The organism is Escherichia sp. AM3, from assembly GCF_032029835.1.
GTDB classification, from domain to species: domain Bacteria; phylum Pseudomonadota; class Gammaproteobacteria; order Enterobacterales; family Enterobacteriaceae; genus Escherichia; species Escherichia coli.
Genome location: NZ_JAVUPQ010000778.1, coordinates 1 through 317, shown reverse-complemented (window position 1 = coordinate 317; position 317 = coordinate 1). Strand labels below are relative to the sequence as shown.

At 31.9% G+C, this 317-nt stretch carries 1 pseudogene; it reads left to right on the top strand.

Annotation, left to right across the window (positions count from 1 at the left end):
* Window positions 1–303: pseudogene (locus RTW80_RS28320) on the top strand (DUF5507 domain-containing protein); the annotation flags it as partial.
* Window positions 304–317 lie beyond the last annotated feature (14 nt).

Genomic DNA, 317 nt, shown 5'->3' with positions numbered 1-317 from the left:
ATGTCTGAATGTATATATCAAGAAGGCAACGCCTTTGTCATTATGGGAGCTGGAGAACAATTAAAACGTATTAAATATGAAGTTGGTGAAAATAACTTAAAGGTATTCAACGTACACTTTAATAATAATCACGAGTTAGTTAGTTCTGGTGAGCCTGACGTAATATGTTTAAGCAAGCAGGTCTGGGAAAATCTTCTCATTAAACTAAAGCTGGAAAACAATGAAAATGTGTTTTCTGAAACTAAAAAATTATCGAATAAAAATAATGCCGATCAGTTTTTTGAATGCGCTAAAAGAAATGAATAGAACCTTTTCGA